Source organism: Sphingopyxis sp. 550A, assembly GCF_053569535.1.
This window is the reverse complement of record NZ_CM131615.1, coordinates 959365-977781: the sequence shown is the minus strand read 5'-3', so window position 1 is coordinate 977781 and position 18417 is coordinate 959365. Positions and strand designations below refer to the sequence as shown.

Genomic DNA, 18417 nt, shown 5'->3' with positions numbered 1-18417 from the left:
GGGGAAAGACGATGAGCAAGAATGCCATGTGGCTGACGATCATTTTCGCAGCCGCGATTTTCGGTGCGTTTCTGGGGCCTTCGCTCGCCAGCGTCCTTTCGCTGGAAACCATGCTGATCCTGGCCGTGGTGCTGATCGGCGGGATCATCATCTTCTGCATCTGGGCGCTGTCGAGCAACAAGGGCGGCCAGAAGGCCGATACCGCGGCGCTTGCCGAAGCGCGCGCGATGCAGGCACCCGCGGGCAAGGCGCGCCTCTACATCACCCGCCGCGGCTTCGTCGCCGCGCTGCAGGGGATGGACGTGACGCTCGACGACGTGGCGAAAGGCCAGATCAAGTCGGGCCAGATGCTGATGGCCGATGTCGAGCCCGGCACGCACCACCTCCACGTCTCGACCGCCAAGGCGAAGCTCGCGAAGCCTGCCGAGATCGAGGTGGATGTGGGCGCCGGCGGCGTGGTCGTGATCGACGCGATGATCGAGATGGGCGCACTCAAGGGCAGCGTGAAGCTGACGCGCCTCGATACGGCGAAAGCGCGCGAGAACGTCAACGCGACCAAGCTGATCCTGTGGGAAGTGCCGGGCGCCTGAGGCGGCTCGAAACCGCAGCGACATTCCGGCGGCCGGTAGCCGACTGGCTCGGCGCGGGGAGCGGAGGTTCTTTTCTTTCGTCATTCCCGCGAAAGCGGGAACCCAGAGCGTGCATCGGCTGACCCGCATTCCCGAATTGCGCATGACGTTACGCAGTTTTCCGCCCTTTCTCTTCGACTCGCGGCGCCACTTTCCGTAAACGTAAAGTGATTGCGCCCGGCGCTCCGACAGGTTAACCCTGCCCCATGTTTTTCGGCTTCCTCGACGAGCTTCGCGCCGCTGGCATTCCCGCCAGCCTGAAAGAACATCTGCTATTGCTGGAGGCGCTCGACCGTGAGGTCATCGACCGCAGTCCCGAGCAATTCTATTATCTGTCCCGCGCCATCTATGTGAAGGACGAGGGGCTGCTCGATCGCTTCGATCAGGTGTTCAACAAGGTTTTCAAGGGCCTGCTCACCGATTACGGCCAGAACCCCGTCGATGTCCCCGAGGAATGGCTGAAGGCGGTCGCCGAAAAATATCTGACTCCCGAGGAGATGGAGGCGATCAAGTCGCTCGGCGATTGGGACGAGATCATGGAGACGCTGAAGAAGCGGCTCGAGGAACAGCAGAAGCGCCACCAAGGCGGCAACAAATGGGTCGGCACCGGCGGCACGAGCCCCTACGGCAATTCGGGCTATAATCCCGAGGGGGTGCGGATCGGCGGCGAGAGCAAGCACAAGCGCGCGCTGAAAGTCTGGGAAAAGCGCGAGTTCGCCAATCTCGACAACACCAAGGAGCTCGGTACCCGCAACATCAAGATCGCGCTCCGCCGCCTGCGCAAGTTTGCGCGCGAGGGCGCGGCCGACGAGCTCGACATTCCGGGCACGATCGACGGCACCGCGCGGCAGGGCTGGCTCGACATCCACATGCGGCCCGAGCGGCGCAACGCGGTGAAACTCCTGCTGTTCCTCGACGTCGGCGGATCGATGGACCCGTTCATCAAGCTGTGCGAGGAATTGTTCAGCGCCGCGACGAGCGAGTTCAAGAATCTCGAATTCTTCTATTTCCACAATTGCCCCTATGAAGGGGTGTGGAAGGACAATAAGCGCCGTTGGTCCGAACGTCACCAGATGTGGGACATTCTCCACAAATACGGCCATGATTATAAAGTGATCTTTGTCGGCGATGCGTCGATGAGCGCCTATGAGATCACCCATCCGGGCGGCAGCGTCGAACATTTCAACGAGGAATCGGGCGCGGTCTGGCTTCAGCGCATGACGCATGTCTATCCCGCCGCGGTGTGGCTCAACCCCGTGCCCGAGGCGCATTGGGGCTACACCCAGTCGGTGAAGCTGATCAAACAGCTCATGAACGATCGCATGTATCCGCTGAGCCTCGGCGGGCTCGACAATGCGATGCGCGAGTTGACGCGGAAACATTGATCTGCACTTCCGTCATCCCGGCGAAGGCCGGGATCTCACCGCAGCATTATTGCGCGAGGTCGAGATCCCGGCCTTCGCCGGGATGACGATTTCTCTGGCCGCAATCATGCGCTAAGGCGCGAAGATGATCGACCTCCCCCTCGTCACCATCCTTCTCCTCACCGGCTTCATCAACCTGATCGGCGCGCTCGCCTATGCCGCGCGCATCGCAGGGGTGCGGACGCGGCGGATCGCGATGTCGTTCGCGCTATTCAACATCCTCGTGCTCTTCTCACGCACGTCGAACAGCTTTCTGGGGCCCTTCCTCGCCAAGCGGATCGAGACACGCATCCACGACGGATCGGGCGCGTCGCTGTTCGTCGACATGCAGTTCGTGCTTGCCGCCGCGAGCATCGCGACGCTGATCGGCATCCTGCTCGTCCCCACCGGCCAGCGCATGTTCGCTGCCGCGATCGGCTGGTATCAGGACAATCGCTCGACGACGAAGCTCGCGCTGAAGGCCGCCAGCCCCGCCGGACTGCGCACCCTGCGCCAGTCGCTCCGCTTCCCCAGCCTTGCGCACCTAAAGGGCTGGCACATGCCGCAAGGGATCGGCTGGGGGGTATTGATTGCCAATTGCCTTGCGCAATCGCTGCTCGCGGTCGGGGTCGTCGCGTCGCTCTACGCCGGCTATCTCGCCCCCGAGTTCCGGGTGACCGCGTCGCAATTATCGGCGCTGATCAACGGCTTCGCGACGATCCTGCTGTTCGCCTTCATCGACCCGCAACTGTCGGTGATGACCGACGATGCGGTCGAAGGCAAAGTCGACGAGGGCGATTTCCGCCGCGCGATCACCTTCATCTCGCTGAGCCGTCTTGCCGGAACGGTGCTCGCACAGGCGCTGCTGCTCCCCGCGGCAACGCTGATCGCCTATGTCTCCGTGCATGTCTGAGGCGCCGCGCAGCCACAGCCGCTTCCACGCCGTCCGCGCCCGCCTCGAAGCGATGGCCGTCGAGCCGGGACCGCGCGGCTGGTTCCTCGAATTTATCGTCTTCAGTTTCAAGCAGGGCTGGGCGTGCCTGTTCGGTGGGCTGATGCTCGCGCTGCTGCTTGGCACGCACCTCTTCTGGCCCGAAAGCGCGCCGATCCATCGCTACGACGCGATCACTATCGGGGCGGTGCTGATCCAGTTCGCCATGCTCGCCTTCCGGCTCGAAACGCCGAAGGAAGCCATCGTCATCCTGATCTTCCACATCGTCGGCACGGTGATGGAGCTGTTCAAGACCGCCGCGGGATCGTGGCAATATCCCGAGGGCAGCCTGCTCCACATCGGCGCGGTGCCGCTCTTCTCGGGCTTCATGTATGCCGCGGTCGGCAGTTACATCGCGCGCGTCTGGCGCATCTTCGACTTCCGCTACACACTCTACCCGCCGCTGTGGACGAGCTATGCGCTCGCTGCCGCCATCTATGTCAATTTCTTCGCGCACCACTGGCTGCCCGACATCCGCTGGCTGCTGTTCGCGGCGACCGCCCTGCTCTTCTGGCGCTGCCAGGTGTGGTTCCGTCCGCTCCACGTCCACCGCCGCATGCCGTTGCTCGTTGGCTGGGGCCTCGTCGCGCTGTTCATCTGGTTCGCGGAGAATATCGGCACTTTTGCCCGCGCCTGGACCTATCCCAGCCAGAAGGACGGTTGGCACATGGTCGGGGTCGAGAAGCTTGGAAGCTGGTATCTGCTGATGATCATCTCGTTCGTGCTGGTGAGTCTGGTGCAGCGGTCGAAGGCACCCGATGCCTATTCTCCCCTCCCTGAAAGGGAGGGGAATTACCCGAACGGCTGATCGATCGAGGGCGGCGGTTCGCTGAACCATTCGGGCCCGCGCTCGGTCATGTAAAAGCAATCCTCGATGCGGATGCCGAACTCGCCGGGAATGTAGATGCCGGGCTCGTCCGAGAAGCACATGCCGGGCGCCAGCTTGGTCTTCTCGCCATGCACCAGATTGACCGGCTCGTGCCCGTCGAGCCCGATGCCGTGCCCGGTGCGATGCGAGGTGCCGGGAAGCCGGTAACCCGGCCCCCAACCGAGATTCTGGTAAAAGGCGCGCACCGCATCATCGACACTTCCCGCGGGGGCACCGATCTTCGCCGCGGCGAAGGCGACATCCTGTCCCTTGCGCATCTCGTCCCACACCTGCCGCTGGCGCGCAGTCGCCTTGCCATAGACGAAGGTCCGCGAAATATCGGACTGATAGCCGTGCACCGCCGCGCCGCAGTCCATCAGCACGACCTCGCCGTCGCGCACCGCCTGCGGCTTGCCGCTGCCATGCGGATAGGCGCTCGCCTCGCCGAGCAGGACCAGCTCGAACTCGCTTGCACCGCCGAGCGCCACCGTCGCAGCGCGCATGATCGCGCCGATGTCGGCGGGCGTCATCCCCGCCTCGATCCGCGGCGCGGTGTGGCGATAGGCGGCGACGGTGATGTCGTTCGCGATCTGCATCAGCGCGATCTCGGCCGTCGACTTGTGCATCCGGCACCCGCGCACGACCGGCGCACCGTTGACGACGCTCGCGCCCGGCATCGCCTTTTGCAGGCCATCGACGGCGAAATAGCGCACCGTCTCCTCGATCCCGATCCGTCCCTTGGCAAGGCCGCGCTTGCCGAGCCACCCCGCGACCGCCGCGAGCGGATTCTCATCCTCGTTCCACGTCAGCACGTCCGCCGGAATGCCCAGCGTCTCGCGCACCGACGGTTCCTCAAAGAAGGGGGTGACGATCGCCACCTCGCCCTCGCGCGTCAGCACCGCCGCGGTCAGCCGTTCGCTCCGCCACCATTCGACCCCGGTAAAATAAATGAGGCTCGACCCCGGCTCGATCAGCAGCGCGCCGATATCGTTCGCACGCATGAGCTCCTTCGCCTTGGCGATCCGCGCCATGCGCTCGTCAGCCCCGATCGGCACCGCCTTGGCGGCGAGGTTCGGCAGGCCGGCGGTGTCGGCGGCAAGAACCGATGCCGGCAAAGCTACGGCGACCCCGCCAAGCGCCGCCGTGCCGAGAAACTGCCGTCGATCCATTGCCGTCCCTTTCCTCAATAGATCAGCAGGTCCGCGATCTCTTCGCGCCACGCCGCCTCGTCGGGCATCGCCAGCGCGTCGAGATCGCCCGGCGCCGCGCCCGCATCGTCGACCCACAGGCGCAAGTCCGGCCCGCCGTTGATCACGTCGATCGCGAGCACGTCGTCGGTATATTCATATTTGAAATCCTTGCCGCGCCAGATCGGATAATCGGGATAGAGGCTGCGGATCGCCTTGAACCCCAGCGCCTGCACGCGCCACGGGCGGAAGGCCGCAGGATCGTACCACGACCCCTCGGCATGGATATGGATACCATTGTTGAGCTGGCCAACATGCTTGTGAAAGGTCGGCTGGAACCAGATATCACGCAATTTGCATCCCGCGAGCCATTCGGGCGCGAGCCGGTGCATTTCGGCGATCACCGCCTTCGCATCGATATCGGGGGCGCCGAACAGTTCGAGCGGGCGGGTCGTTCCCCGGCCCTCGCTGAGCGTCGCGCCCTCGACCATCACCGTCCCGGCATAGGCGCGCGCCATGTTGACGTTCGCCGCATTGGGGCTGGGGTTGATCCAGATGCGGTCGGTGGGCCAGCCGAAGCCGGGGCCGTCGGGCTCCCAGCCCTCCATCCCGATCACGCGGTACTCGACGTCGAGCCCGAAATGACGGATGAACCAATGCCCCATCTCGCCCATCGTCAGCCCGTGGCGCATCGCCATCGGCCCCGCGCCGACGAAACTCTCCCAGCCGGGGCGCAGCCGCGTTCCTTCGACCGGGCGTCCCGCCGGGTTCGGGCGGTCGAGCACCCACACCGCCTTGCCGTGCGCCGCCGCGGCTTCGAGAATGTAGAGCAAAGTCGTCACATAAGTGTAGATGCGGCAACCCAAATCCTGCAGATCGACCAGCATCACGTCGAACGTGTGCATCGACTGGCCGCTCGGCCGCCGCACCTCGCCATAGAGGCTGAACACCGGCATACCATAGGTCGGATCGGTGAAGTCGGGCGACTCCATCATATTGTCCTGAAGGTCGCCGCGCACGCCATGCTGCGGCCCGAACACCGCGGTGATGTCGATCCCCGCCGCGACAAGCGCGTCGAGGCTGTGCGTCAGGTCGGCGGTGACCGAGGCGGGATGCGCGAGCAGCGCGACACGCTTTCCCTCCAGCGGCGCGCGAAGCGCGGGGTCGGCGAGCAGGCGGTCGATGCCGAAGGAAACAGTCATGCCGCGTCGGGTGCCCCAAGCGTCACCCTAAAGCAATCGGGATGATGAAAGTCGGGTTTTCCGGGCGGATGGCAAAGCGCCCAATAGCTTTTGGTGCCGTCGACTTCCTCGATCACCGCCGACAGCGCGAGCTTCGAGCCCTTGTCGGGGAAAATCCCCGGCTCGATGCGCAGCGCATAGCGATCGGCGCTCCGCTCGGCCTCCATCCGCCACGGCGCGAGCTGGTCGGCGCGCAGCAGCGAACGGTAATCGTCGAACTGATAACAGGCCCAGCGCCCGTCAGGGGCATAGTTGAACTCGGTATAGTCGGGCTGGCCTTCCTCGGTCAGGAACGCCTCGAAGCAGGTGCTCTGCCAGAGCCCGTCGGTTCCGCTGTCGGCGATGACGAGTTCGCCCTCCCCCTGCGGCAGCACGACCGCACCGATCGCGCCGTCGACAATGAAGCCGAGGGCGAAGCCATCGTCGAACGACAGCCCGATCTCGACCGCGATCGACCGTACCGCCTTCGCGGGCGTGTCGGGGTGGCAGATGAGGGCAATGCGTGAGTTGCTTTCGGGGTCGGACACTCACTCTCTCCGTTTGTCCTGAGCCTGTTGAAGAACATCGTTCTTCGTCACCCCGGACTTGATCCGGGGTCCCGCTGCCCTTCTTGAGTAAGCGGGACCCCGGATCAAGTCCGGGGTGACGATGATGAAGATATGAACAGGTTGGGTTTGCGCCTTTCGCGTGCTAAGCGCCCGCCCGCTATGACCCATTACAAATCCGACCTGCTGCGCCTGCTTGACGAGCGAGGCTATATCCATCAGATGACCGATGCAGAAGGGCTCGATGCGCTCGCCGCGAAGCAGGTCGTCCCGGGATATATCGGTTTCGACGCGACCGCGCCGAGCCTGCACGTCGGCAGCCTCGTCCAGATCATGATGCTGCGCCGCCTGCAACAGACGGGGCACAAACCCGTCGTGCTGATGGGCGGCGGGACGACGCGGATCGGCGACCCCACCGGCCGCGACGAGAGCCGCAAGATGCTGTCGGACGAGACGATTGCCGCGAACATCGCCTCGATCCGTACGATCTTCGAGCCTTTCCTGACCTTCGGCGACGGCCCGACCGATGCGGTGATGGTCGACAATCAGGACTGGCTCGGCAAGCTCGGCTATATCGAGCTGCTTCAGGAAGTCGGCACCCATTTCACGATCAACCGCATGCTGACCTTCGATTCGGTCAAGCTGCGGCTCGATCGCGAACAGCCGATGACCTTCCTCGAATTCAACTACATGATCCTGCAGGGATACGACTTCCGCTATCTGTCAAAGGAGCGCGGCGTGCGGCTTCAGATGGGCGGGTCCGATCAGTGGGGGAATATCGTCAACGGCATGGAGCTCGGCCGCCGTATGGACGGCGCCGAACTCTACGGCCTGACGACTCCACTGCTCACGACGGCTGCCGGCGCAAAAATGGGCAAGACCGCGGCGGGCGCCGTGTGGCTCAATTCGGGACAGCTGCCCCATTTCGACTATTGGCAATATTGGCGCAACTGCGACGACCGCGACGTCGGCAAGTTCCTGAAGCTCTTCACCGACCTGCCGATGGGCGAGATCGCTCGGCTGGAAGCGCTCGAAGGCGCCGAGATCAACGAGGCGAAGAAGATCCTCGCCAACGAAGCGACCGCGCTCTGCCGCGGCACCGAGGCCGCGAAAACCGCTGCAGAAACCGCCGCGCAAACCTTTGAAAAGGGACAGATCGGCGGTGACCTGCCGCACGTTGCGGCGCCCGCGGACGGCATCACCATCGTCGACGCCTTGCGCGAGCTCGGCTTCGCGACGTCGAACAAGGAAGCGCGGCGCAAGCTCGACGAGGGCGCGGTCAAGGTCGAAGGGGTCGTGGTCCGCGATCCGCAGCATCGAATCCAGCCTGCGGGCGCCGACGTTCCGGTCAGCCTGGGGGCGAAGAAACACGGTCTCGTGACCCGCTGATGCGGCGAAGCGCATTTACCGATTCTTCAGCAATGGCGTAGAACGATCCATGGCAAACGACAAAGGTCCGGGACGTATGCGTAAGATCGATACCAACAAGGCCCACTACGTCGGCCTCGACCAGCGGATTGCGCCGCGCAGCGACGTCTATTGCCGCCTGCCCTTCGTGCTGCCCGATGGGCGCCAGGAAATGTGTACCTGCGTCAACATCAGCGCCGACGGCATGCTGATGCGTTACGAGCGCGGGCTGGAGATCGGCGACCTCGTCGTCTTCCGCATGCCGATCATCGGCCGCACCGCGGCAAAGGTGATCTGGTCGCTCGGCGGCAAGACCGGTGTCCAGTTCGACAAATCGATCGCCGCCGAAGATTATCTGCCGATGATCCGTGCGATGGGCGCGCGCGGTGACGTCAACTAACCGCTTCTGAGCAACGGCACTGCCGCATCGCGTTCGAAGAGGTAGAGGCAGAGCCGCACCGCCTCGCCCCGCGCGCCCTCCATGCCGCCGTCGCGCTCGACGAACAGCCGTGCATCGTCGTGGGCGACCGGCAACAGCCGCACCAGTTGCTCGGGCGTCGCGACGCGGTAATCGGCGTCGCCCGACTGCTTGAGCCCCAGCAGTTCACCGCCCCCGCGCAGTTCGAGATCTTTCTCGGCAATCAGGAAACCATCGTTCGTCTCGCGCATCAACGCCAGCCGCTCGCGCGCCGTCTCCGACAGATTCGGCGAACGCAGCAGCAGGCACACCGATTTCGCCGCGCCGCGCCCGACGCGGCCGCGCAATTGATGGAGCTGCGCGAGCCCGAAATTCTCGGCATGTTCGACGATCATCAGGCTGGCGGCGGGCACGTCGACCCCGACCTCGATCACCGTCGTCGCGACGAGGACGCCGATCTCGCCCGCCTGAAAGCGCGCCATCACGTCGTCCTTCTCGGGCCCTTTCATGCGGCCGTGGACAAGCCCGACGCGCGCCTCGCCGAGCCGCGCGCGGAGCAACGCCGCGCGCTCCTCGGCCGCCGCGAGGTCGCTGCCCTCGCTCTCGGCGACAAGCGGGCACACCCAGTAGGCCTGCGCGCCGGTCGCGAGATGGCGGTCGAGCGAGGCCACCACTTCGTCGAGCCGCTCGACCGATACGACGCGCGTATCGACCGGGGTGCGCCCCGGCGGCATCTCGTCGAGCCGCGACACGTCCATCTCGCCATGATTGGCGAGCAGCAAGGTGCGCGGGATCGGGGTCGCGGTCATCACCAGCAAGTGCGGGGGCCGCTGGCCCTTGGCGGTGAGCATCAGCCGCTGCGCGACGCCGAAGCGATGCTGTTCGTCGACGACGACGAGCGACAGATCCTTATACGTCACCGCCTGCTGGAAGATCGCATGGGTGCCGACGAGAATGTCGATGCTGCCGTCGGCAAGCCCCATCAGCGTCGATTCGCGCGCCTTGCCCTTGTCGCGCCCGGTCAGGATCGCGAGATTGACCGGCAGCCCGCCCAGCATGCGTTGCAGGGTCGCATAATGCTGGCGCGCAAGGATTTCGGTCGGCGCGAGCAGCGCCGCCTGCGTCCCCGCCTCGACCGCGGTCAGCATCGCGCGCAGCGCGACGAGCGTCTTGCCCGATCCGACGTCGCCCTGCAGCATCCGCAGCATCGGCCGATCCTGCGCCATGTCGCCTGCGATCTCGCGCCCCACGCGCTCTTGTGCGCCGGTCAGCCCGAACGGCAGTTGCAGCGCGTCGAGCAACCGGCCGGTGCCGACGACCGCCCGGCCCTTGCGCGCGCGTAGCCCTTCGCGGATCAGCATCAGCGCGACCTGGCTCGCGAAAATCTCGTCATAGGCGAGCCGGTCGCGCGCCGCCTCGTCGCGCGGGCTCGCGTGAGCGCGCTCGATCGCCTCGCGCCACGCCGGCCAGCCGCGGCTGGCGAGCAATGGTGCGTCGATCCATTCGGCCAGGTCAGGCCGCCGTTCGAGCGCGACCTGTCCAAGCTGCGACAGCCGCGCGTTGGTCAGACCCTCTGTCAGCGGATAGACGGGCTCGTGCACCGCGATGCCCGCCTCGTCACCCGGTTCGGCGACATGGTCGGGATGAACGATCTGGCGCATATCGCCATAGAGATCGAGCCTGCCGGAAACGCGGCGTTTCTCGCCCAGCGGAAACAGCTTGCGCGCGAGCCCGGAGGTGCGCCCGAAATAGACGAGCCGGACATGGTCGCCCGCCTGATCGAACGCCTCGACCCCGAAGGGCGCGCGGGGGCTGCGGCCGGGGCGGTAATCCTGCGCGGTCAGTTCCACGATGATCGTCTGCCCTGCCTGCGCCTGATCGAGCCGGTCCACGGGCACGCGCGAGATGAGGCCGGTGGGCAGATGGAACAGCACATCGACCACGCGCTCAAGCCCCAGCCGGGTCAGCGGCTTGGCAAGCTGCGGCCCGACGCCCTTGAGGTCGGTCAGCGCGGCAAAGAGCGGGTTGAGGATTTCGGGTCGCATCGGTTGCTGCTGTCTAGCGCGGTAAATTCGAACTTGCACCTCCCCTCTCCCCTTGCGGGAGAGGGCGGCGAGACTTACGAGCTTGCTCGTTAGTCGCAGCGGGTGAGGGGTAGCGCTTGCAAAGCAAGCGCGCGCTCGCCATGCGAGCGCTCACCCTCATCCAACTTCGCCTAGCCGCATAGCGGCAAGGCTTCGTATCCTTCTCCCATCAAGGGAGAAGGGAAAGAGAAACAGATGACCGACCGCCTGAAACGCCTCAAATTCCGCGCCTGGCACCGCGGCACGCGCGAGGCCGACTATATGATCGGCGGCTTCTTCGACCGCTATTCGCCCCAATGGGGCGAGGCGGAACTTGCCTGGTACGAAGCCGTCGTCGAGGAGGATGACGTCGACATCATGGCGTGGGCGCTCGGCATCGGCCATCCGCCCGCGCATCTCGACAACCCGCCGCTGATCGCCGCGATGCGCCGGCTGGACTATATCCCGCTGCCATGACCCGAAGCGCCGCCGACATTTTCGCCGCCATCGCGCCGGCCTCGGCGCCGCTGACGCTCGCGCGCGCGGCGGACGGATTCCTGCCGCTGCTGCTCGCGGACCTAGCGCGGGCGAGCGACAAACGCCTGCTCTATGTCGCGACCGACGACACGGCGATGCAGGCGATCGCCGACGCCGCGCCCTTCTTTGCACCCGATCTTGTCGTGCATCGGTTCCCGGCATGGGACTGCCTGCCCTACGACCGCGCGGGACCGTCGATGCGCGTCAGTGCCGACCGGCTCGCCACCTTGTCGGCGTTGCAGGCGCCGGCGAAGCGCGGCGAACTGATCCTGACCACCGTCGCCGCGATCACCCAGCGCACGCTCACGCCATTCCGCATCCGCCAGCTTGCGACCACGCTCGCGCCGGGGCAGCGGATCGATCGTGACGCGCTTGCCGAACTGCTCGTCTCGAACGGCTTCAACCGCGTCGACACCGTCGCCGACCAGGGCGAGTTCGCGGTGCGCGGCGGCATCGTCGACCTGTTCCCGGCGGGCGAGGAAACCGGGCTCCGCGTCGATTTCTTCGGCGACGAGATCGAGAGCATCCGCCGCTTCGACCCCGCCGACCAGCGCAGCCTCGGTCCCGCGAAGGCGCTGCAACTGCTCCCCGCCGCCGAAACCCTGCTCGACGAGGCGACGATCAAGCGGTTCCGGTCGAGTTATCGCGAAATCTTCGGCGCGCAGGCGACAGGCGACCCGCTCTATCAGGCGGTCAGCGAAGGGCGGCGCCAAGCGGGGATGGACCATTGGCTGCCGCTGTTCGAGGAGCGGCTGGCGACCTTGTTCGACCATATCGACCCCGCGACCCCCGTGCTGCGCGGGCACCGCACCGACGCCACCGCCGAAACGCGCTTCGCGGCGATCACCGACTATCATGCCAATCGCGTCGCGGCCGCGCAGGAGCAGGCGGGCAGCTACCGCCCGCTGAAACCCGAATCGCTCTATCTGACCGAAGCCGAGTGGGACGCGGCGGAGCGGCGTCCGATCCATATTGTCACTCCCTTCGATGTCCCGCCGTCGCCGACGGTGATCGACCTCGAAACGTTCGCCGCGCGCGACTTCACCCCCGAGCGCACCGCCGACCTCAACGTCTATGACAAGGTGGCGGATCATCTGTCGGACGAGCGGCGCAAGGGGCGGCGGACGATCATCGCCAGCTATTCGGGCGGCGCGCGCGAACGATTGGCGGGGTTGCTGCGTGACCATGGCGTAACAGGACTGGCGCAGGTCGATACGTGGCAGGAGGCGCTGGGCGCCACTCTCCCCTCCCGCTTGCGGGAGGGGTCGGGGGAGGGCCTGTCTGACGACAGCGCAGCGCCCGAGACACGCCTTCCCCTAGCCCCTCCCGCAAGCGGGAGGGGAACCGGCACCGTCGCGCTCATCGTCCTCCCGCTCGATCACGGTTTCGCCAGTGACGCGATCAGCCTGCTCACCGAACAGGATATTCTCGGCGAACGCCTCGTCCGCCGCGCCAAGCGCCGCAAGAGCGCCGACGCCTTTCTCGCCGAACTCGCGACGCTCAGCGTCGGCGATCTCGTCGTCCATCTCGACCATGGCATCGGCCGTTACGAGGGGCTGACCTCGATCCCGGTCGGCGACAGCCCGCACGATTGCGTCGCGCTGACTTACTCCGGCGGCGACAAGCTCTACGTCCCCGTCGAGAATCTCGACGTCCTGTCGCGCTATGGCGGCGAGAGCGAGGGGGTCGGCCTCGACAAGCTCGGCGGCGAGGCGTGGCAGCGGCGCAAGGCGCGGATGAAGGAGCGCATCCGCGAAATTGCGGGCGAACTGCTGGCAACCGCCGCGCAGCGTGCGCTCCGTCCCGGCGAAGTGCTCGCGCAGGATGCCGCCTACCCCGCCTTCGCCGACCGCTTCCCCTATCAGGAAACTGACGATCAGGACCGTGCGATCGGCGACGTGCTCGCCGACATGGCGTCGGGGCGCCCGATGGACCGGCTGGTCTGCGGCGACGTCGGTTTCGGCAAGACCGAAGTCGCTTTGCGCGCCGCCTTCGTCGCGGCGATGGCGGGGGTGCAGGTCGCGCTCGTCTGTCCGACGACCTTGCTGGCACGCCAGCATTACACCAATTTCGTCGAGCGTTTCAAAGGCTTCCCGATCAACATTGGCAGGCTGTCACGCCTCGTCCCGGCGTCCGAAGCGCAGAAGACACGCGACGGGTTGTCGAACGGCCAGATCGACATCGTCGTCGGCACCCACGCGGTGATTGCGAAATCGGTCGAGTTCCAGAATCTCGGCCTCGTCATCGTCGACGAGGAGCAGCGCTTCGGCGTCGTCCACAAGGAGCGATTGAAACAGCTCAAGGCCGACGTCCACGTCCTGACTCTCACCGCAACCCCGATCCCGCGCACCTTGCAGATGGCGATGTCGGGGCTCCGCGAACTCAGCGTCATCCAGACGCCGCCGGTCGACCGCCTCGCGGTCCGCACTTACGTCGCGCCATGGGACCCCGTCGTCATCCGCGAGGCGCTGCTCCGCGAGCATGACCGCGGCGGCCAGAGCTTCTTCGTCACCCCGCGGATCAAGGATTTGCCCGATATCGAGGAATTCCTGCGCACCCGCGTGCCCGAGATCAAATATGTCGTCGCGCACGGCCAGATGGCGCCGGGCGAGGTCGAGGAGCGAATGAGCGCCTTCTACGACCGCAAATATGACGTGCTCGTCTCGACGACGATCGTCGAATCGGGCCTCGACATTCCGAGCGCAAACACGCTGGTCGTCCACCGCGCCGACCGCTTCGGCCTTGCGCAGCTCTACCAGCTTCGCGGCCGCGTCGGGCGATCGAAGACACGCGCCTATGCCTATCTGACGACGCCCGAGGGCGGTGCAATCACCGACACCGCCGAAAAGCGACTGAAGCTGCTCGGCGATCTCGACACGCTGGGTGCGGGCTTCCAGCTCGCAAGCCACGATCTCGACATTCGCGGCGCGGGCAACCTCGTCGGCGACGAGCAGTCGGGGCATATCCGCGAGGTCGGCTTCGAGCTCTATCAGTCGATGCTGGAGGAGGCGATCCTCGTCGCCAAGGCCGAGGGCATGGGCGCGGCGCCGCCGCGCGAGGCGCTGTCGCCGGTCATCACCGTCGATGCGCCGATCCTGATCCCGGAAGATTATGTTCCCGACCTGCCGCTCCGCATGGCGCTCTATCGCCGCCTCAACGAGGCCGAGGGCCGCGCCGGGCTCGACGGCTTCGCGGCCGAAATGATCGACCGTTTCGGCCCGCTGCCGCCCGAAACCGCGAACCTGATCCAGCTCATGGAGATCAAGGCGAACGCAAAGACCGCGGGCATCGCCAAACTCGACGTCGGCACCAAGGGCGCGCTGGTCAGCTTCCACGGCGACCAGTTCGCCAATGTTCCGGGGTTGATCGCTTATGTCGAGCGGCTGAAGGGCCGCGCCCGCATCCGGCCCGACAACAGGCTGTCGGTCAGCGGCGACTGGGGCAGCGCGGGGGCGAGACTCAACGGCGCGCTGCAATTGTCGAAGGGGCTGGGAAAATTGGCGCGGCAGGCGACTTAAGACGAAGCCTATTGCATCAACGCCAGCAATTCCTCCCCCGGCACAGGTCCCGATTTCAGGAACCCCTGCCAGGTCGCAACTCCCAGCTCCCGCAGCCGTTCGAGCTGCGCCTCATTCTCGATCCCCTCCGCAACCACCAGCAGTCCGAGCGCGCGTGCCAGATCGACAATCGCGCGCACGACGATGCGGTCGCGGTCGCTGCCGTCGAGGCTGCGGGTGAAACCGCTGTCGATCTTGAGATAATCGATCGGCAACTGCGCGAGCAGCGAAAGACTCGAATAGCCGGTGCCGAAATCGTCGATCGCGATCGCCGAGCCAAGCGCGCGGATCTGCGCAAGCTGCGCCGCCGCGCCGGTCGGATCGCTGAGCATCGCCTGTTCGGTGAGTTCGAGCGTCAGCCGGTCGGGATCGACCCCGGCCTTCTTCGCCATCGCCGCGAAGCGATCGGCGAATTCGGGATCGCCGAGGTCGGCGGCGGTGATGTTGAGCGACACGCGCAGCTTGCCGAGCGCGCGCGGCCAAGCCGCGATCTCAGCGAGCGCGACATGATGCGCATGTTCGGTGAGTTCGCGTTCGAGCCGTGCCGCCCGCGCCGCGGTGACCAGCGGCCCCGCGCCGAGCAGCCCGAGCTCGGGATGCCGCCAGCGCAGCAGCGCCTCGACTCCGGTCATCGCGCCGGTCGCGACGTCATATTGCGGCTGATAATGGATCACGACCTCGCCGCGCGACAGCGCCGACGTCACCATCGCGCCGTCGCGCGCCGATGCGGGGCGCGCAAGCTGGTCGCTCGCGGTGCGGAGTTGATCGACGATCGGCTCGTCGCGAACGATCAATGCCGCGGCGATGCGGATCGCGAGGCGCCCCTTGGGATCGCCGACCATCGGCTCGGCGAGCGCGACATGCAGCGCGCGTTCCTGCGCGCGCAGGGCGCCGAGCGACAGCGGCACCGCCGGAACGATCAGGAAGCGCGGCCCGTCGAGGCGCTGGACGCAGCTTCCATGTCCGAACTCGTCGCCGGCGAAATTTTCCAGCCGCCGCCCGATCTCGTCGAGCACGGCGTCGCCCGCCGCGGTCCCGGCGCTGTTGTTGATACGCGCCATCTGGTCGACCTGCACCAGCATGACGCCGGCGTCGGTTTCGTGTCGGATATGCAGGTCTTCGAGCATCCGGACACAGCCGGATACGGAGTCGGGTACGCGATTCATCGCGCCCCCTTATCAGGCTTTTCTTGCCAAGCCCTTCCCTTTTGCATCACAATCGCACCGATGGCCTCGCTTTCGCCTTTCCCTGCCCCGCTCACCGACGGCCACGGCCGCCGGATCGACTATCTGCGGCTGTCGGTGACCGATCGCTGCGACCTGCGCTGCCGCTATTGCATGGCCGAGGACATGAATTTCCTGCCGCGATCAGCGGTGCTGAGCATCGAGGAGATGGGCGACCTCGCCGCGCGCTTCATCGCACGCGGCATCCGGCGCATCCGCCTGACCGGCGGCGAGCCGCTGGTACGGCGCGGAATCGACATGCTCGCGATGCGGCTCGGCGCGCTGATCGGGCACGGGCTCGACGAACTGACGCTGACCACCAATGCGATGCGGCTTGCCGAGCACGCCCCGATGCTGGCGGCGGCGGGGGTGCGGCGTATCAACGTCAGCCTCGACACGCTCGACGCGGGGGCTTTCCGCCATATCACCCGCGTCGGCGACCTCGCGGTCGCGCTGCGCGGGATCGAGGCCGCGCGCGATGCTGGTCTCGCGGTCAAGATCAACATGGTCGCGCTCGCCGGGCTCAACGAGGATCAGTTGCTGCCGATGCTCGCTTATTGCGGCAGTAACGGCTTCGACCTGACGCTGATCGAGACGATGCCGCTCGGCGAGGTCGCCGAGGACCGCAGCGATCATTATATCCCGCTCCATCACTTCATCGCCCCGCTCCGCACCGAGCGCGGCCTCTTTCCCGTCGACAAGCGCACCGGCGGTCCCGCGCGCTATTTCGCGGTCGAGGACAGTCCGGTCACCCTCGGCCTCATCACGCCGCTCAGCGACAATTTCTGCGCGACGTGCAACCGCATCCGCCTGACCGTCGAGGGGCGCATCTATATGTGCCTCGGCCAGGACGATCATGTCGACCTGCGCGCGGCCCTACGCGACGGCGGCGACGTCGACGGCTTGATTGATGCCGCATTGGCTGGCAAACCCCGCGCGCACGACTTTCACATCGAACGAAAGTCCAGACCGGCGGTCGCGCGTCATATGAGTGCAACGGGCGGCTGACACGTCGCCCAGAAATGGGGGCACGGGGACCGAATGCAACGCAAGATCGCACTGGTGGCGTCGAACGCGCCCGCGGGGCTGGAGGCTGAGGCCGAGCTGCGCCCGCTCTACGACTTCGTCGACTTGGCCGAGGCCGACATGCTGATCGCGCTCGGCGGCGACGGCTTCCTGCTGCACATGCTGCACCAGCTGCTCGACCAGCGGCGCAGCCTGCCCGTCTTCGGGATGAACCGCGGCACCATCGGCTTCCTGATGAACGAGTTCCGCGTCGAAGGGCTGCTCGACCGCATCGCGGCGGCACGGCCCTTTCTGATCCATCCCTTGTCGGGCGACATCACGACGATCAGCGGCGAGCGCCATATCCTGCCCGCGATCAACGAAATCTCGCTGCTCCGCGAAACGCGCCAGGCCGCGAAGCTCGAGGTGATGATCAACGAAAAGACGATGCTCGAGGAACTGGCGTGCGACGGTGTGCTGGTGTCGACCCCTGCCGGATCGACCGCCTACAACCTCAGCGCCAACGGCCCGATCCTGCCGCTCGAATCGGAGATGCTGGCGCTGACCCCGATCAGCCCCTTCCGCCCGCGGCGCTGGCGCGGCGCGCTCGTCCCCGAATCGACGAGCATCCGCTTCAACGTTCGCGAGGCCGCGAAACGCCCGGTCAGCGCCGTCGCCGACCAGCGGGAAATCCGCGATGTGAAGACGGTATTGGTGACGACCGACCGCAGCCGCCCGCTGACCTTGCTGTTCGATCCCGACCAGGGCCTGGATGAACGCATCGCGATGGAACAATTTATCGTTTGAGGGCTTGATTAATCCCGCGACCGGCGGCAAAGGGTCCGCCTTCCCGCTTCGGCGGCGTGTTCCTCGGTAGCTCAGCGGTAGAGCAATCGACTGTTAATCGATCGGTCGTAGGTTCGAATCCTACCCGGGGAGCCAGCTTTTTTAGCCTCTTAAATCCCGTTATTTCTCAATGGGTTGAGGTTTTATAATACCAAATAGGTTAAATCGCAAAAATTGCGCGCCTCGCTAACCATCTGATATAAAATAGAAAATTTTTTCGTATCCCGCATAGGGTTTTCTTCGCTTGAGCCACCTCGCGAAGAAGCCCTTTCCAGCATACTAAATATCTGTGATTCCATGAGGATCTTCCGGATTATACGCTCTTTTCCAGACTCCTCGGCAATGCTTTAGCGCCGCAAAAGAGGAAGCTCCATGACCGCGCGAAAGATGGAGCCGGCGAAGTGTGCGAAAAGGAGCGTGGGCTTATCCGGAGCCGGCGCTCCTCTTGCCTGAACCAAGTGACTGACGATGGCCGCTGCACGAACCGCTGCGCGGAT

15 protein-coding genes and 1 tRNA gene are annotated in these 18417 nt (G+C 65.6%); 11 read left to right on the top strand and 5 right to left on the bottom strand.

Annotation, left to right across the window (positions count from 1 at the left end; all coding sequences use genetic code 11):
• Positions 1–11: 11 nt before the first annotated feature.
• The 4 genes from ACVENA_RS04650 (at position 12) to ACVENA_RS04635 (ending at position 3831) form a co-directional block, all read left to right on the top strand.
• A complete protein-coding gene (locus tag ACVENA_RS04650; protein WP_449327846.1) occupies positions 12–590 on the top strand; it encodes a hypothetical protein in 579 nt (192 codons plus the stop codon).
• A 245-nt stretch (positions 591–835) separates the two neighbouring features.
• Entirely contained in the window at positions 836–2014 is a 1179-nt protein-coding gene (locus ACVENA_RS04645; RefSeq protein WP_449327845.1) for a vWA domain-containing protein, read from the top strand.
• Between the two features lie 124 nt (positions 2015–2138).
• Positions 2139–2945 (top strand): lipid II flippase Amj family protein, encoded by an 807-nt coding sequence (locus ACVENA_RS04640; protein WP_449327844.1) that lies wholly within the window; start codon positions 2139–2141, stop codon positions 2943–2945.
• The gene (locus tag ACVENA_RS04635) at positions 2938–3831 is read left to right on the top strand and encodes a DUF817 domain-containing protein (RefSeq protein ID WP_449327843.1); all 894 of its coding nucleotides are present in this window, start codon (positions 2938–2940) and stop codon (positions 3829–3831) included. The genes ACVENA_RS04640 and ACVENA_RS04635 overlap by 8 nt, the downstream gene beginning before the upstream one ends.
• Here ACVENA_RS04635 and ACVENA_RS04630 read toward each other — a convergent pair.
• From ACVENA_RS04630 to ACVENA_RS04620, 3 genes are read right to left on the bottom strand one after another with little or no spacing between them, the layout of a single operon-like run.
• On the bottom strand, positions 3816–5060 hold the full coding sequence (locus ACVENA_RS04630; protein ID WP_449327842.1) for a M24 family metallopeptidase: 1245 nt from the start codon (positions 5058–5060) through the stop codon (positions 3816–3818). The genes ACVENA_RS04635 and ACVENA_RS04630 overlap by 16 nt on opposite strands.
• A 14-nt stretch (positions 5061–5074) precedes the next feature.
• Positions 5075–6280, bottom strand: coding sequence for an exo-beta-N-acetylmuramidase NamZ family protein (locus tag ACVENA_RS04625; protein ID WP_449327841.1), 1206 nt, complete (start codon positions 6278–6280; stop codon positions 5075–5077).
• Entirely contained in the window at positions 6277–6846 is a 570-nt protein-coding gene (locus ACVENA_RS04620) for a DOMON-like domain-containing protein (protein WP_449327840.1), read from the bottom strand. The genes ACVENA_RS04625 and ACVENA_RS04620 overlap by 4 nt, the downstream gene beginning before the upstream one ends.
• Before the next feature lie 180 nt (positions 6847–7026).
• Here ACVENA_RS04620 and tyrS point away from each other — a divergent pair, with 180 nt between their 5' ends.
• Together tyrS and ACVENA_RS04610 are read left to right on the top strand one after the other, a co-directional pair.
• A complete protein-coding gene (gene tyrS / locus ACVENA_RS04615; RefSeq protein ID WP_449327839.1) occupies positions 7027–8253 on the top strand; it encodes a tyrosine--tRNA ligase in 1227 nt (408 codons plus the stop codon).
• Between the two features lie 49 nt (positions 8254–8302).
• Positions 8303–8671 carry a PilZ domain-containing protein gene (locus ACVENA_RS04610; RefSeq protein ID WP_449327838.1) on the top strand — a complete coding sequence of 123 codons (369 nt, stop codon included), beginning with the start codon at positions 8303–8305 and terminating at the stop codon, positions 8669–8671.
• On the opposite strand, the gene recG is transcribed toward ACVENA_RS04610, so the two are convergent.
• A complete protein-coding gene (recG, locus tag ACVENA_RS04605) occupies positions 8668–10734 on the bottom strand; it encodes an ATP-dependent DNA helicase RecG (protein ID WP_449327837.1) in 2067 nt (688 codons plus the stop codon). The two genes, ACVENA_RS04610 and recG, sit on opposite strands and share 4 nt — an antisense overlap.
• 234 nt (positions 10735–10968) lie before the next feature.
• On the opposite strand from recG, the gene ACVENA_RS04600 reads away from it, so the two are divergent.
• Positions 10969–11229 carry a succinate dehydrogenase assembly factor 2 gene (locus ACVENA_RS04600; RefSeq protein ID WP_449327836.1) on the top strand — a complete coding sequence of 87 codons (261 nt, stop codon included), beginning with the start codon at positions 10969–10971 and terminating at the stop codon, positions 11227–11229.
• Positions 11226–14807: a transcription-repair coupling factor gene (gene mfd, locus ACVENA_RS04595; protein ID WP_449327835.1), complete on the top strand. Its 3582-nt coding sequence runs from the start codon at positions 11226–11228 to the stop codon at positions 14805–14807. The genes ACVENA_RS04600 and mfd overlap by 4 nt, the downstream gene beginning before the upstream one ends.
• A gap of 8 nt (positions 14808–14815) precedes the next feature.
• Here the strand turns inward: mfd and ACVENA_RS04590 are convergent, their stop codons facing one another.
• Positions 14816–16012, bottom strand: a complete 1197-nt coding sequence (locus ACVENA_RS04590; protein ID WP_257548534.1) for a GGDEF domain-containing phosphodiesterase — start codon at positions 16010–16012, stop codon at positions 14816–14818.
• Between the two features lie 60 nt (positions 16013–16072).
• Here ACVENA_RS04590 and moaA point away from each other — a divergent pair, with 60 nt between their 5' ends.
• The 3 genes from moaA to ACVENA_RS04575 all read left to right on the top strand — a co-directional run bounded on the left by moaA (position 16073) and on the right by ACVENA_RS04575 (position 18016).
• Positions 16073–17077: a GTP 3',8-cyclase MoaA gene (gene moaA, locus ACVENA_RS04585; protein WP_449327834.1), complete on the top strand. Its 1005-nt coding sequence runs from the start codon at positions 16073–16075 to the stop codon at positions 17075–17077.
• A gap of 33 nt (positions 17078–17110) precedes the next feature.
• A complete protein-coding gene (locus ACVENA_RS04580; RefSeq protein ID WP_257548529.1) occupies positions 17111–17881 on the top strand; it encodes an NAD kinase in 771 nt (256 codons plus the stop codon).
• A 60-nt stretch (positions 17882–17941) separates the two neighbouring features.
• A tRNA-Asn gene (locus ACVENA_RS04575) sits at positions 17942–18016 on the top strand.
• The last annotated feature ends 401 nt before the right edge of the window (positions 18017–18417 follow it).

Coding starts and splice junctions, on each gene's coding strand:
- ACVENA_RS04650 (WP_449327846.1), top strand. CDS start 12: ATGAGCAAGAATGCCATGTGGCTGACGATCATTTTCGCAGCCGCGATT.
- ACVENA_RS04630 (WP_449327842.1), bottom strand. CDS start 5,060: ATGGATCGACGGCAGTTTCTCGGCACGGCGGCGCTTGGCGGGGTCGCC.
- ACVENA_RS04625 (WP_449327841.1), bottom strand. CDS start 6,280: ATGACTGTTTCCTTCGGCATCGACCGCCTGCTCGCCGACCCCGCGCTT.
- recG (WP_449327837.1), bottom strand. CDS start 10,734: ATGCGACCCGAAATCCTCAACCCGCTCTTTGCCGCGCTGACCGACCTC.
- moaA (WP_449327834.1), top strand. CDS start 16,073: ATGGCCTCGCTTTCGCCTTTCCCTGCCCCGCTCACCGACGGCCACGGC.
- mfd (WP_449327835.1), top strand. CDS start 11,226: ATGACCCGAAGCGCCGCCGACATTTTCGCCGCCATCGCGCCGGCCTCG.
- ACVENA_RS04640 (WP_449327844.1), top strand. CDS start 2,139: ATGATCGACCTCCCCCTCGTCACCATCCTTCTCCTCACCGGCTTCATC.
- ACVENA_RS04590 (WP_257548534.1), bottom strand. CDS start 16,012: ATGAATCGCGTACCCGACTCCGTATCCGGCTGTGTCCGGATGCTCGAA.
- ACVENA_RS04580 (WP_257548529.1), top strand. CDS start 17,111: ATGCAACGCAAGATCGCACTGGTGGCGTCGAACGCGCCCGCGGGGCTG.
- ACVENA_RS04610 (WP_449327838.1), top strand. CDS start 8,303: ATGGCAAACGACAAAGGTCCGGGACGTATGCGTAAGATCGATACCAAC.
- ACVENA_RS04600 (WP_449327836.1), top strand. CDS start 10,969: ATGACCGACCGCCTGAAACGCCTCAAATTCCGCGCCTGGCACCGCGGC.
- tyrS (WP_449327839.1), top strand. CDS start 7,027: ATGACCCATTACAAATCCGACCTGCTGCGCCTGCTTGACGAGCGAGGC.
- ACVENA_RS04645 (WP_449327845.1), top strand. CDS start 836: ATGTTTTTCGGCTTCCTCGACGAGCTTCGCGCCGCTGGCATTCCCGCC.
- ACVENA_RS04635 (WP_449327843.1), top strand. CDS start 2,938: ATGTCTGAGGCGCCGCGCAGCCACAGCCGCTTCCACGCCGTCCGCGCC.